The sequence below is a fragment of the Cognatundibacterium crateris genome (genome assembly GCF_010078235.1).
Lineage (GTDB): Bacteria > Pseudomonadota > Gammaproteobacteria > Burkholderiales > Burkholderiaceae_D > Undibacterium > Undibacterium crateris.
This window is the reverse complement of the sequence record NZ_JAABOS010000003.1, coordinates 237,763-252,374: the sequence shown is the minus strand read 5'-3', so window position 1 is coordinate 252,374 and position 14,612 is coordinate 237,763. Positions and strand designations below refer to the sequence as shown.

Genomic DNA, 14,612 nt, shown 5'->3' with positions numbered 1-14,612 from the left:
ATCAATTCAGGAAAATTCAGAAAAACATACATCCATCGGGTCGTGCTTATGGCTCATAAGGCAGCGTGATCACTGCCAGTACGCCGCCCTCTGCACGTGCTTTCAGTTCCAGGCTGGCAGCAGCGCCATACATGGAATGCAGACGCTGATGGATATTGGTCAGACCAATGCCGGAGCCGGAACTGCTGCCTCCGAAACCAACCCCATCATCTGCCACCCGTATCTGCAAAAAGGATTGCTCATGCTGTTCGATACGACCGGCGGTGATGGCGATATGGGCCGGGCCGATCTTAGGCTCGACGCCGTGTTTGATCGCGTTTTCGACCAAAGAAATCAGCAATAGCGGCGGCAGCGCAGCGTCCTCCACTTCGGAATATACACTGAAGCTCAGGCGCGGGATGCGGGCCTGCATCAGGCTCAGATAAGCGCGGGCTGCATCGAACTGTTTTTTCAAGCGACCCTGTACCGAGGCGCCGTCATCACGCATTTGCGGGATCGTGGCGCGCAGATAGTCGACCAGATGATCGACGATACTGACTGCGCGCGCCGGTTCGGTGTTGATGGCGGAACGCACACCGGCCAGGGTATTGAACAAAAAATGCGGCTCGACCTGCGCGACCAGCACCGACAGTCGCAATTCGGCTTCACGCCTGGCTTCCTGCGCGCGCTGCAACTCACGCTGCTGTTCGACTTCTTTCAAACGCTTCTTCTGACGGAAGTAGAGCCACAGATCAAAGCCACCGGCCAAATACAACAAGCCGATCACCACAAAGCCATTGGCCAGACCTTCTATAACCTGCTCACTGATTGTATCGATTTCGGGACCCACACTGTCTTCTGCGCTGTCAGGCTGGGAGGCCGTGCTGGCCTTGGGCTCGCTGTGCACCGCAGCCGTTGCCGTTTTTTTTCTGGCTTTATCTTCGCTGGCTTTTTTTGTCACATGATGGGGGTCGCCATACACGGCCAGTTTGACGCTGTATTTACTGCCATACAAAACACCCCAGCTGATCAAGGCACCGGTCAGCAGCGCCAGCACGATCAGGACCGACTCTTTGCGCGAAGTAAAATGGCGCTGCCGTATCAGCACAGCCAGTCCTGGCCCCAGCAAATGCAGCATCGTAAAAGTCAGCGTGGCCGGGATCGCTTTGGCGACGATATCCGCCACAGTAGCACCGGACAAATACGCAATGACACAACTGAACAGAGCGATAATCCCGACCGGTACCGACCAGGCCAGGCTGCGGTAATAAAACCAGGTACGCGAAAACACCGGATAGTTACGCGCCCGGTTAAGCCAGGTATCGGTTCTGACCGCGACTTCTGCGGGTAAAGGAGAATCTGCCTCTACAGGACGTTTGACTTGGGATGCATTTGACATGGGAACTCCGGCTACCGCTTAACAGAACAGGGTTCAGTGTATGCGCTGAGTCTGCCACTGCGTGAGCCTGCGACGAAACACAGGCTAAGGGGATGAAATTCCGGTTTGCAGGGATTAAACCGCATCCGGTGCAGAGGAATTATCCAATGCTGCGCTGTCCTGCGTATCGGCGGGTGGCTGCGCTGCCGCTCTTTGCTGTTTGGCGATACGCAAAATGGTATTGCGGATCGAAGTCAGTACCGCCACCGAGTTAAATGGTTTGACGATGAAGCCATGGACACCACGCTGTTGTGCGGCCTGCAGAATAGTCGCATCAATTTTGGCCGAGACCAGAAATAACAGCGCCTTCGGCAAATCGCGGCGTAACTGATCGATGATCGCCAGCCCTTCTTCATTGGTCTCACCGATATCAATACAAACAATTTGCGGTTTCAGACGGATCACGCGTGCCAGACTGGCAGGTGCCAGATTGGCGTCGCCCACCACTTCATGCCCGCCATTATTGAGTACGGAAGTCAGTAAATTACGGGCAACCGCATTGGCATCTAAAATGACGGCTTTGAGCATAGCGTGGCCTTATTGGTGAAATCGGTGTCAGGACTAGACGGCTGCAGCACACCTAAGTGGTGCAAAAGTAATGCAAGCCAGTAGGCATCTTAATGCAAAACTTTACATGGGTGCAAAAAAACAAGGGGAGGCCTGTGCCTCCCCTTTTACTTGCTGAGCCGCGCACGGCGCTTTGTATCTCAGTCTTTGCCGCCGGCTTCGCCTTTGGCATTTTTCACATACATATCCAGCCAGCGATCCTGCTCCCACAGCATATGCAATATCGACTCACGCGCGCGGTAGCTGTGACTTTCATTCGGCAGCATCACCAGCCGCGAAGCGATACCTAAGCCCTGTAAGGCCTGGAACATACGTTCACTCTGCATAGGGAAGGTGCCGCTGTTATTATCCTGCTCGCCATGAATGAACAGGATAGGGTCCCTGACCTGATTCGCAAAATTAAACGGCGACATCTCCAGATAGGTTTTCTTCGCAGTCCAGAAATTCCTGTCTTCCGACTGGAAACCAAACGGTGTCAGCGTGCGGTTGTATGCACCGGAACGCGCAATCCCGGCGCGGAACAAGCGGGTATGCGCGAGCAGATTGGCAGTCATAAAAGCACCGTAACTGTGGCCGCCAATCGCGATGCGGTTGCGGTCAGTCACCCCCAGCTTAACTACCTCGTCGATGACCGCTTCGGCATTCATCTTCAGCTGTTCCAGATAACTGTCATTCGGCTCTTTTTTTCCCTCACCGATAATCGGCATGCCGGGACCATCAACCACCACATAGCCGCGGGCCAGCATCACATGCGGTCCGTTATAGGAAATCCGGTTGAAACGATGCGGCGAACCGGTGACCTGACTCGCTGCTTCTGCCGTTTTGAATTCACGCGGATAGGCCCAGATCAGGGTAGGACGCGGGCCGTCGCGTTTAGGCTCGTAACCGGCAGGCAGATACAGATTAGCCGTCAGTTCCACACCGTCTTCGCGCTCATAACGAATTTGCTGCTTTTTCACGCCCTTGAGTTGTGGATAAGGATGGGCAAAGCTGGTCAGCGCGCGGCGCGGTGCATGATCACCCAGATCATCGGCATAATAGTTGGGACGTTCTTCATTTGACTCGCGGCTCAGGATGATCTGACTGCCTTTGTCATTGAGTATCCCGACCACTTCTTCGTAAAACGGCGGATGCGAACGGAATAAACGCGTGGTCTGGCGGCTGACCAGATCCAGCCGGTCCAGGAAAGGACGGTCGCCTTCCGCACTGGCGCCGGTGCCGGTCAGGAATATCGACCGGCCATCGGCCGTGATGCGCAATACCTGACGCCCCATCTCATTGGTTGTCATCACAGGATTACCGGGATTGGCATACTGATCTTCGGTCTTGCGGCTGAACACCAGCTCAGGTTTGCTGTCAGGGACACCGGGACGGATGCGCCAGGTACGGGTATCGCGCGTCTTGCTCCAGTTTTCTGTGACCAGCGCCAGATTGTCATTGCCCCACTGTACGCTGGAAAAACGCCAGCCCAGTTCCATCAGCTTTTGCGGCGGGTGATCGAATGGTGCGGCCTGCTGCATGAAGACATCATGTACCTTGGTATGGGACTCAGGATCGCCACCGCCTTGCGCTTCCAGCCAGGTCAGGCTGGCCGGTTTGTCGGTGCGCCAGGAAAAATCGCGTGGTCCGGCCTGCACTGCATCATTACCGGAAGGGATGCGCTCACGCATGGGCCGCTCGGCCACGTTACGCACTTTACGTCCCTCGTCATCCCACAATTCGATCAGCTGGCCGAATCTGTCCATAGGCAGCATGGTGGAATAGGGACGGCGCAATTGGGTGGTCAGGATCAGGCTGCCATCGGGCGAGACATTGGCTTTGGTCAGCGTCATCACCGGACCGATGCGCCTTACTTCGCCTTTGATGCTGACAAAGCCGAGCTGGGTCTGTAACTGCCAGTCCAGCATGTCGGAATCCGCTGGCGTTTTCAACATGTCGGGATAGGTGCGGTTCTGTGCCCCTTTACCGGCGCGGCTTTCCACCATATTTGGGCCTGCAGGCACGATAGATAGCGGGGGTAGCGGTTTTTGATATTGCGGCACCAGTCGCACAAACAATTCATCTGAGCCGGTCCAGGAAAAACCGGCACTGGTGACGGCATTGAGCTTATCCGCCATCAGGCGCCGTGCCTGCGCCTTGCGCACATCCAGCAGCCACAATTCCACGCCATCATCGACCCAGCGGCTGAAAGCCACCCATTGTTCATCCGGTGACCACAGAGTTTCTGCGATACGTACTTTGGCTGGCAGGCCACTGACTTCGCGGTTTTTACCGGTAGCGACATCGAGCAGACTTAAACTGGTGCCAAAATCAAAATGGCTGGCCGCACGGGTACGCGGATTGATGCGCAGGCCAGCCAGCTTGAGTTCAGGCTGCGCCACATCAGCGATGCCAGGCAGACCCGGCAAATGCACCATCAAGGCAGTTTTGCGCTGCGGTCCCAGCTTGAACAGCGGCCCCCGTGGCGCATCCACAATCGCCTGTAATTCCGCTGCCGGTAAGTGGTAGCCATTCTCGTTCTGGCTGGTGCGCGCAGCGCCGTTGGCATTGGCGGCCTGCACCGTTGGCACAGCTTGTGTCAGGCAGAGCAGCAAAGCCAGTGCGCTCATCACGGGTCGCAGTGGCGCTGGATTTATGTTTTTCAAATGCATAAGTTCACAAAAAGACGGTTCACATCCGGTCTGACAGATGAAACAAAACCGCCCTGCAAGTCAATAACAGAGCGGTTTTGTCAGGCCTGGGCCCGGCTGAACCGGGCTGAGTGCTTAGTTTTTACTTGACGGCTGGCTTAAATCCATCCGCTTTGATGTCCAGTTCTGTCACCTCACCATATTGCGCGGCGACAGGACGAATTACCTCGGCTTTGCCGATTAACAGCATTTGTAGTTTATCGCGCGGAAAATGTTTGTCCACCAATTGTTTCGCTTTTTCCGGTGTCAGACCATCGACATCGCGCATAAAGTGATCAATCTGACTACGATTAATTTGCGACACATACATATCGCTCAAAAAGCCCGCCAGTTGCTGATTGGTTTCATAGCGCGGCGGGAACTGGCCTTTGACATAGGCTTTGGCTGATTCCAGCGTAGCCGCATCGATGCCCTTATCCCACAAACGCTGGTAAGTTTTGTGCGCCAGCGCCAGCGCTGCCTCAGTTTTGGCCGTCGCCGTGAAGCTGGAAACACCGAATACGCCGGCCTGCGCCAAGGTCTGGAAGCTGCTGTTCGCACCATAGGTCAGGCCGGAATTGACGCGCAATTCATCATTCAGCCAGGACGTGAAACGCCCGCCCAGGATGGTGTTGATGACTTGCAGCGGCACGTAATCCGCATCATTTCTGGCGATACCGGCACCGCCAAACATGAAGGTGGTTTCGGCTGCATCGGCTTTATTCACCAGCCAGACGCGTGACTTATCGGCGCTGACTTTGCCAGTGTCCACACGGGCTGGCATGGGTCCGGCTGATTTCCAGTTACCAAACAGTTTTTCCAGCTGGGCGCGCATGACGCTGGGTTTAAAGTCACCGACCACGACCAGTGCGGCATTATCCGGGCGGAAGTAACGCTGATGAAAACTCTGTACATCTTTGGTTTCCAGCGCACTCACGCTGCTGACGGTACCTGAGACCGGATTGGCATAGGCACCCTGGCCAAACAACATGCTGTAGAAATAGGGCTGCACCACGTTGCGCGGACTTTCCTTGGCCTGCTTCAGACCATCCACGGTACGGGCGCGCAGTTTGCCAAATTCAGCGGCGTCAAACAGTGGGTTTTGCAAGGCGTCTGCCATGATGGGCAGCAAGGTCTGGATATCGTCTTTAGAAAAATCTGCATACAGCACCGTGCCATCAGCGGACGTACCGCTGGATAAACGCGCACCACGGAAATCGAAACTCTGATCGATCTGCTGTTTGCTGTAAGCACGCGAACCCAGCAGCAAGGCATCACCAGTCAGGTTAGCCAGACCAGCGGCTGGACCGTCCACAGTAGCACCGGCCCGCACTACGGCGCGCACCGCGACCAGCGGCACTTCATGCCTTTCCATCATATAGATGGTTAAGCCATTCGATAAACGGGCGGTTTCAAATGCCGGTAACTGGAATTCTGCGGCCTGCGCAGATGCTGCCAGGGTGGTGACAGTGGCCGCGACTAAGGCGCTTTGTTGTATCAGACGGAATGCTTGGTTTATGGCTTGATTCATGGCTTACTCCTCGCTGGCGGCCAGCACACCAACGGTGCGTTGAGATTTTTTAAAATAGGTGGCGGCGACTCTTTGTATATCAGCGGCACGCAGGCGACGATAGGCCTCAGGCGCGTCGAACAGTTTTTTATAGTCACCGAAATACACTTCATAGTCACCGATCTGGGCCGCTTTGCCATTGATGGTTTCCTGCGCACGGTAGAAATTCAGCAGCTTCTGGTTTTTGACCTTCTGTACTTCTTCTTCGCTCACGCCTTCGCGTATCAGTTTGTCGATTTCGGCCAGCAGGGCTTCCTCGACTTTCGCGGCCGGCACCTGATTGGCTGCGACGGCAAAGAAGTTAAACAGTCCAGGATCAAAAGCCTTACCGTAATCGGCACCTACCTGAGTCGCGAGCCGCTTATCGACCAGCGCCTGATACAGGCGCGAGGTTTTGCCCTCGGTCAGTATGCTGTTCAGCACTTGCAAGGCGTAGTAATCAGGATTATTGGTAGCCGGTACCTTGTACGACACCATCAGATTCGGCGTGGTCGCGGATTCTTTACGCACAAACACGCGGCGCTCGCCTTTTTGCTCAGGCTCCACGGTGCGTACCACCGGTGGCAAGGCGCGTTGCGGTGCTTTGGCAAAATACTGTTCGGCCAGACGTTTGACTTCATCCGCCTTAACTGCGCCGACGATCACGGCAACCGCATTATTCGGTGAATAATAGGTTTTGAAGTAGTTTTCCAGATCGGCCTGGGTCCAGGCCTTGATATCAGATTCATGGCCTATGGTCGGTATCGCATAGGGATGCGCATGGAAAGCTGTCGCATATACCGCGCCCCACAGCGAACGCAGATTCGAGTTTTCCAGACCGGTGCTGCGTTCCGACAGCACCACGCCGCGCTCGCTTTCGACCATTTTCGGATCGATGGACAAATTCGCGATGCGGTCGCTTTCCAGATCAAAAATCACTGGCAACGCGGTCGCCGGGAACCAGTCCTGGTACACAGTCAGATCGTTATTGGTATACGCATTGTTAGCGCCGCCCGCAGCTTCCATGGTGCGGTCGAATTGCTTAGGGCCGAATTTTTTCGAGCCATTGAACATCATGTGTTCAAAGAAGTGGGATAAACCGGTAATGCCTGGCACCTCATTGCGAGAACCGACTTTCCAGTAGGTGTACATATTCGCATTCGGTATCGTATGGCTTTCCAATACCAGGAATTTCATGCCATTTGGTAAAGTAAAGCTTTTCACCTGATCTGCTGTCAGCGCCTGACTATGGCTGACCAGGCCGCACAGCAGACTGGCTGCCAGGGCGAGGTTTTTCCACTTCATCATATGTCTCCAAAATTTTAAAAAAAACTCAGCCTGTGCATTGTCCGGACCGGTAAGCGCGGAGTAGTACAATTCTTTAGGTTTGCTTTTGCACTGTTTTTGCACGGTCTGAGTGTGTGGCCCAGGGACTGTTAGAGCACGCACAGGGAAATGGGTTCCGTTTGGATAAGAATTTGTGCCTGCCACACCACACTGAGTTTTAAATTTCCTTAAATAAATTGTTACCAATCAGCAAAAATTGCCTTTAAGCTCCCCATTACCTGCATATCTCTGGCAAGCTGCCAACATTCAAATATAAAAAATACGCAGGTGCCACTACACGCACCCATATCGGGCAACAAGGACTTCCAGAGTATGAAGAAACAAAACTTATTTTCAGCCAGTTCACTCGGCTTACGCGCAAAAATGCTGCTGGCCGTGCTGGCCATGGTCATTATCGGCTTTACCGTCACCATCAGCCTGCTTAGCTATCAGGCCAGCCAGATGCAATCGCAGGCCTCCGCTGCGTATGCGCGCCAGCTCGCGATTTCGAATGCCAATCTGGTTGCAGAAAAAATTAATGTGGCGCTGTACGCAGCACGAAACCTGGCAGCCGGACTCAGCGGCATGAAAGCGACAGGCAATCCCAGCCGGGAAGCAGCTGATCAGTTGCTCAAGAGTGTATTGGCGGCCAATCCTGAATTTACCGGTGTCGGCACGATCTGGGAGCCGAATGCATTTGATGGCAAGGATGCTGAATTTGCCGGTAAGCCCGGCCATGACCAGACTGGGCGTTATCTGCCTTACTGGAACCGTGGCAGCGGCAGCATACAGGTGGAAGCCCTGACCGATTACGAGAAAGAAGGCGCGGGTGACTATTATCTGCTGGCCAAAAAATCCGGCACCGAAGTTCTGCTCGAACCCTATATGTATAAGATCGCCGGTAAAGATGTGTTCATGACGACCGTGACGGTCCCTGTAATGAGCAATGGCAAACTGGCCGGTGCTGTGACCGTGGATTTGCCGGTGGCGGGCTTCCAGGACAGCATCAGTAAAATCCGTCCTTATGAAACCGGGCAAGCCAGCCTGCTGTCGAATAAGGCGGTGTACATAGGCGATGCCAATCCTGCGCTGCTTGGTAAGACGATGGACAGCAAAGTTGCCCCGTCCGGGCTGATCGCTGCCGTGCAGGCAGGTAAATCCTGGGAAGACACGCTGTATGACAGCACGCTGAATACCAGCATGACAAGGATATTCGTGCCGGTTCGTATCGGTGCCAGCAGCACGCCGTGGTCATTTGCGATCAGCGTACCGGAAGATAAAATCCTGGCCGAAGTCAGAAGGCTGCGCAATCTGTCCATCCTGATTGGTCTGATCAGCGTAGCCGTGGTGTCGGCGATGTTGCTGTATGTGGTGAATAAGCTCATCATCCGCCCGCTCGGTGGCGAGCCTGACACTGCAGTTGAAATCGCACGCCGGGTGGCCGAAGGCGATCTGACTACTCAAGTCAGCTTACAACGCGGCGACCAGCACAGCATGCTGTATGCGCTGCATCAGATGCAGGAGCAGTTGCGTGGCATCGTGACCGAGATCAGGGTCAGCAGCGAATTTGTCTCGGATGCCTCGGGTGAAATCGCCAAAGGCAATCTGGATTTGTCACAACGCACAGAAAGCCAGGCGGCATCGCTGGCGGAAACGGCCAGCAGCGTTGAGCACATGCATGAAACCGTGCAAAACAATGCCGCCCACGCGGAACGCGCACGTCAGCTCAGTGTGGAAGCAGCGGGTACCGCGCAACGCGGCAGTGCCGAGGTCGACAAAGTGGTCGTCAGCATGAATGACATCGCCGCTGAATCCAGAAAAATGGCGGACATCATCACCGCCATTGAGGCCATTGCATTCCAGACCAATATTCTGGCCCTGAATGCAGCGGTAGAAGCAGCCCGCGCGGGTGAACAAGGCCGTGGCTTTGCCGTGGTCGCCACCGAGGTCAGAAACCTGGCGCAGCGCAGCGCTCAGGCTTCACGCGAAATCAAAACCCTGATTGAAAACTCCATGACCAAGGTTAATCACGGCACGGAGGCAGTCGACCAGGCCGGTGCCACCATGCGCACCATGTTGACTGCGGTGGAAGGACTGACGTCCATCATGCGTGAAATTTCCACCGCCTCATCTGAACAAAGTGCTGGCATTGCGCGCATTAACGGCGAAATTAATCTGATGGATCAGTCCACCCAGCAAAATGCGGCACTGGTGGAAGAGTCCGCCGCGGCCGCAGATTCGCTCAAGGACGAGGCGCATAAGTTGTGGCAAGCGCTGACGGTGTTCAAAACCGATGCAGGCCACACAAAAACTGTGCATCCGGCGCAAAAAATCCTGCGTTAAAGACCGCTTTCGCATTCACGCCACAAACTTTGCAGCACACTTGCAACAGCCTGAATACAGCCTGAAATCTCACCAGAGATTTCAGGCTGTTTTTTTAATCACCAATCTACAAAATAAGTATATCGATAGTAAACACTTACATTGCAAGTATGCAAGTTTGCTTGAAGGCTTGTTTCAGACCGGGCTGGCACTGTTTTTGCTGCGTTGCAGCATATGTCTTTCTTTATGAGTTTTTCATCGTGGTAAGCTACGCGCCGAATTGACTCAATTCACATCATTCTGATATCAGTAATGAAAAAAATTTTGCTGATGAACTTGTCTAACAAAAAACCAAAACCGGAGAGCAGTTTGAACACAATTCAAAACCCTGGGGCGCACACCATCTTAGGGCACCCTGACAGCTTATTTGTCCTGTTTTTCACAGAAATGTGGGAACGTTTCTCTTACTACGGCATGCGTGCGCTGCTGGTGCTGTTTCTGGTCACGGAAACCGCAAAAGGCGGCTGGGGCTGGACCCGCGCAGATGCGACCGCGCTGTATGGCTGGTACACCGGTCTGGTCTACCTGACACCGATACTGGGTGGCTATATCGCCGATAAATTCCTCGGCAGCCGTCGTGCCGTAGTACTGGGTGGTTTTATCATCGCGGCGGGTCATGCTTCGCTGTTATTTGATACGCCTACCATGTTCTACCTGGGTTTATCACTGGTGGTGGCTGGTACCGGTTTGTTTAAACCGAATATTTCCGCGATTGTTGGTCAGCTCTATAACAAGGACAATGAAAGCGGCCGTGACGGTGGTTATACCCTGTTCTACATGGGTGTGAATGCCGGTGCTTTCTTTGGTATTTCCCTGTGCGGTTATATCGGTGAAAAAATCTCCTGGTCGTATGGCTTTGGTCTGGCTGGCGCCTTCATGATATTGGGTGCGATACAGTTCTATCTGGGTCAGGGCATCTTTGGCGATATCGGTCTGTCTAAATCACAGAAAGCTGAAAAAGAAATCGTCGCTCAGGAAGAACCGCCTACCCATGTGGTGGTTGACCGCATCAAAGCGATCTGCGTGTTTTCTTTCTTCACGATTTTCTTCTGGTTTGCGTTTGAGCAGGCTGGTGGTTCCATGACCATTTTTGCGGCTGACTATACCGACCGCGAACTGGTTGGTACCAGCGGTATGATCTTCAAGATCGTCAATAGTCTGATGACGGTGATCCCAACCGCGATCCTGAGCTGGTTGCTGATCAAATTATTCGCTGGCACGGCAAAACGCTATCTGTGGTCTAACATCCTGCTGGTAATCTGTATCAGCGCGATCTGGGCACTGGTGATCTGGATGCTGGGCCGTGAATTCTCTATGGATAAATCAAATATCCCTGCCACCTGGTTCGGTGTGTTGAACTCTTTCTTCCTGGTGATACTGGCACCGATGTTCACTAAGATGTGGGAAAAACACTGGAATCCTAGCGGTCCGATCAAATTCGGTACTGGCCTGATTTTGCTGGGTCTGGGCTTTGCTGCTTTGTCCTATGGTGCATCCAGCATTCCGGTTGGTGCGAAGACTGCGTCGGTCAGCATGATTTTCCTGATCGCTGCCTACTTCTTCCATACTATGGGTGAATTGTGTATTTCGCCGGTCGGCCTGTCCTACATCAGTAAGCTGGCACCACAGCGCCTGCTGGGTCTGATGTTCGGTATCTGGTTCCTCAATACCGCGATTGCGAATAAGATTGCCGGTTCTACCGGTAGCTACATCGATGAAATTTCGAATACCTATTCGATGTCGACCTTCTTCCTGATCTTCACTATCATCCCGATTGCTGCAGGTATCGTGCTGATGCTGCTGAATAAATGGATGGCGAAGAAAATGCACGGCATTCATTAATACACAGGCTGACCGGCCAGGCTGGCCATCAGCCCTTGTGATAAAAAAAACCGCTGTAACATACAGCGGTTTTTTTATGTACAGACAGATGACAGCGTATCAGTCACGCTCGATCGCCAGTGCCACACCCATACCACCACCGATACACAGGCTGGCCAGACCCTTCTTGGCGTCACGGCGTATCATTTCGTGGATCAGGCTGACCAGGATACGGCAACCGGAAGCACCGATAGGATGGCCGATCGCGATTGCGCCGCCGTTGACATTGATCTTGCTGGTGTCCCAGCCCATTTCCTTGTTCACGCCGATCGCCTGCGCCGCAAAGGCTTCATTGATTTCCATCAGGTCGACTTCTTCATGCGTCCAGCCGGCTTTTTGCAGACACAGTTTGGCGGCTGGTACCGGGCCCATGCCCATGATGGTCGGATCAATACCGGCGGATGAATAGGCTTTGATACGTGCCAGTACCGGCAAGCCCAGTTCTGCGGCTTTGCTGGCCGACATCATGATCACTGCTGCCGCACCGTCATTTAAGCCAGAAGCATTACCGGCTGTGACACTGCCGTTTTTATCGAAAGCCGGACGCAGTGCCGATAAAGATTCCAGTGTGGTGCCGTGTTTGATGAATTCATCGGTATCGAACACCACCGTGCCTTTTTTGCTCACGATTTCAACCGGGATGATTTCGTCGACGAATTTGCCCGCCTTCTGTGCGGCTTCAGCCTTGTTTTGTGAAGCCAGCGCGAACTGATCCTGTTCTTCACGGCTGATTTCATATTTCTTCGCCACGTTTTCTGCAGTCACACCCATGTGATACTGGTTGTAGACATCCCACAGACCATCGACGATCATGGTGTCGACCAGTTTGGCATCACCCATACGGAAACCATCGCGCGAACCAGCCAGCACATGCGGCGAAGCGCTCATGTTTTCCTGGCCGCCAGCGATGATGATGTCGGCATCACCGGCTTTGATTGCCTGCGCCGCCAGGTGAGTGGCTTTCAGACCGCTGCCGCAGACTTTATTGATCGTCATGGCAGGCACAGCATCCGGCAAGCCCGCTTTGATCACGGCCTGACGTGCTGCATTCTGACCTACACCTGCAGTCAGTACCTGGCCCAGCAAGACTTCATTCACCAGCGCGCCGTTCAGACCAGTTTTCGCCAGCAAGCCTTTGATCACGATAGCACCAAGTTCGGCAGCAGGAATTTTTGCCAGCGTACCGCCAAACTTACCTACAGCGGTACGGCCAGCAGCCACAATAACGACGTCTTGCATAAAGATCTCCTATCAATGGGAAGAAAGAAACGATATAAGGGTCACACCTGGTCAGGCTCAGATTGCGGGCTGAGTTCCCAAATTTTTTGCATTGCAAAAAGAACTATTTGCTAGCTTACACCCATCAGCGCGAATTTGTCACTGCAAGCTGACTTTGCGACAGGCGTAAAAAAAGCTCCCGGGGGAGACGGGAGCTTTTTGAAACAAACCAGCAAAGAATAATTACTTCTTCTTAGCAGTTGCTTTTTCTGCAGCTTGTGTGAATTGCTGCGTTGCTTTGTTCAGATTTTCTTCCAAAGTCTGTACAGCTTGCTTCGTTGTTTTAGTCAACTGCTCGTAGCCTGCATTGATGTTACCGACCACAGATTTCAGGGCTGTCACAGCTTGCTCGGAGCCAGCTGGTGCATTCTTAGTCACTTCATCGATCAGTGTGATCACTTTGGTGTTAGTTTCAGCGATGTGCGCTTCAACTGCCTTAGTGAACTCTTGCTGAGTTGCTGTAGTGATGCTGGCCAGATGACGACCGTAAGCCAGTGCTTTTTCTGCGGATGGCTGTACTTGCGCGCTGCTCAGTGTGAAAAATTCTTGTGGGTCTTTAGCAGAGATCAGTTGTTTTGCTGTCGCTGTGCCTTCTTCCAGGCTGGCTTTAGCTGCATTGACGTTCAATGCGACTAATTGCTCCAGACCTTCGAATGCTTTTTTGTTCAATGCAGTCAAAGAAGCGAATTGCGCTTCGAGGTTGGCTTTAGTTGCAGCGATAAATTGTTCAGGTGTAGTTGTCATGGTTTTCTCCAGGAAAGGATATCAAAATTGGCAGCGCCGTCCATGAAATCAAATTGAATGGTGCACCGCAACAACCTGAATTCTACACCTGCTATTTCACAGGTCAAGCATTTTTTGTGCATCGCACCAAAATGAGTTAAATGATATTATTTTCCATAGTAGCAACACCTAATGTTCATGCGGGTTTCCAGCCATTTCAGGCTTGAAAACCACTAAAAATACCGGGTTTAAGCTGTCGCATATTTGCCTCAAAATTCAGCAAATACTGCTTATTTTTTAAGCCACCGGCATACCCGGTAAGCGCGCCATTGGCAGCGATCACGCGATGGCAGGGCAGGATGATGGACAAGGGATTTTTGCCATTCGCCGCGCCGACCGCGCGTACTGCAGCAGGATTGCCCAAATGCTGCGCCAGCTGGCCATAACTCAGGGTCTGACCAAACGGAATCCGGGCTAACTGACGCCAGACTGCCTGCTGAAATACGGTACCTGCGCTCAGATCCAGCGGCAGATCGAAATGCTGACGCTGGCCTGCAAAATACGCAGCGAGCTGCTCTGCCGCTGCCAGCAATAGCGGATGCTCAGGCATAGGCTGCCATCCGGCAATGCCTTTGAAATGCCGGTGCTCAGGAAAATACACGCCACTCAGGCCTTGTGCGCTGGCCGCCAGTAACAGCGTGCCGGTTGGGCTGTCTGTGTATAAATAGTGCATGCGCTGTGACTCCGTTTTGTATTGAAAAAAAGGGGTAAATGCTAGGGCCTGTTAACATTTAAATTGCGAGATGCGTTCAAGCCAAAA

Annotated in this window: 10 protein-coding genes; 2 read left to right on the top strand and 8 right to left on the bottom strand. The window is 53.3% G+C overall.

Going from position 1 to position 14,612, the window contains the following annotated elements; genetic code table 11:
• Window positions 1-46 precede the first annotated feature (46 nt).
• The 5 genes from EYB48_RS07155 to EYB48_RS07135 all read right to left on the bottom strand — a co-directional run bounded on the left by EYB48_RS07155 (window position 47) and on the right by EYB48_RS07135 (window position 7,510).
• On the bottom strand, window positions 47-1,378 hold the full coding sequence (locus EYB48_RS07155) for a sensor histidine kinase (protein WP_162019625.1): 1,332 nt from the start codon (window positions 1,376-1,378) through the stop codon (window positions 47-49).
• A 114-nt stretch (window positions 1,379-1,492) separates the two neighbouring features.
• Window positions 1,493-1,945, bottom strand: coding sequence for an ANTAR domain-containing response regulator (locus EYB48_RS07150; RefSeq protein WP_162019624.1), 453 nt, complete (start codon window positions 1,943-1,945; stop codon window positions 1,493-1,495).
• Window positions 1,946-2,124: 179 nt separating this feature from the next.
• On the bottom strand, window positions 2,125-4,593 hold the full coding sequence (locus EYB48_RS07145; protein ID WP_162019623.1) for an alpha/beta hydrolase family protein: 2,469 nt from the start codon (window positions 4,591-4,593) through the stop codon (window positions 2,125-2,127).
• Window positions 4,594-4,756: 163 nt separating this feature from the next.
• Window positions 4,757-6,184, bottom strand: a complete 1,428-nt coding sequence (locus EYB48_RS07140; RefSeq protein WP_162019622.1) for a M16 family metallopeptidase — start codon at window positions 6,182-6,184, stop codon at window positions 4,757-4,759.
• Window positions 6,185-6,187: 3 nt separating this feature from the next.
• Window positions 6,188-7,510: a M16 family metallopeptidase gene (locus EYB48_RS07135; protein ID WP_235934952.1), complete on the bottom strand. Its 1,323-nt coding sequence runs from the start codon at window positions 7,508-7,510 to the stop codon at window positions 6,188-6,190.
• 351 nt (window positions 7,511-7,861) lie between these two features.
• Here EYB48_RS07135 and EYB48_RS07130 point away from each other — a divergent pair, with 351 nt between their 5' ends.
• Window positions 7,862-9,871, top strand: coding sequence for a methyl-accepting chemotaxis protein (locus EYB48_RS07130; protein WP_162019621.1), 2,010 nt, complete (start codon window positions 7,862-7,864; stop codon window positions 9,869-9,871).
• A gap of 348 nt (window positions 9,872-10,219) precedes the next feature.
• Window positions 10,220-11,752, top strand: coding sequence for a peptide MFS transporter (locus EYB48_RS07125; RefSeq protein WP_202927710.1), 1,533 nt, complete (start codon window positions 10,220-10,222; stop codon window positions 11,750-11,752).
• A 99-nt stretch (window positions 11,753-11,851) separates the two neighbouring features.
• Here EYB48_RS07125 and EYB48_RS07120 read toward each other — a convergent pair whose 3' ends face one another.
• From EYB48_RS07120 to EYB48_RS07110, 3 genes are all read right to left on the bottom strand, one after another.
• Window positions 11,852-13,030, bottom strand: coding sequence for an acetyl-CoA C-acetyltransferase (locus EYB48_RS07120; RefSeq protein ID WP_162019620.1), 1,179 nt, complete (start codon window positions 13,028-13,030; stop codon window positions 11,852-11,854).
• A 222-nt stretch (window positions 13,031-13,252) separates the two neighbouring features.
• On the bottom strand, window positions 13,253-13,813 hold the full coding sequence (locus tag EYB48_RS07115; RefSeq protein ID WP_162019619.1) for a phasin family protein: 561 nt from the start codon (window positions 13,811-13,813) through the stop codon (window positions 13,253-13,255).
• Window positions 13,814-14,009: 196 nt separating this feature from the next.
• Window positions 14,010-14,525 carry a methylated-DNA--[protein]-cysteine S-methyltransferase gene (locus EYB48_RS07110; protein WP_162019618.1) on the bottom strand — a complete coding sequence of 172 codons (516 nt, stop codon included), beginning with the start codon at window positions 14,523-14,525 and terminating at the stop codon, window positions 14,010-14,012.
• Between the last annotated feature and the right edge of the window lie 87 nt (window positions 14,526-14,612).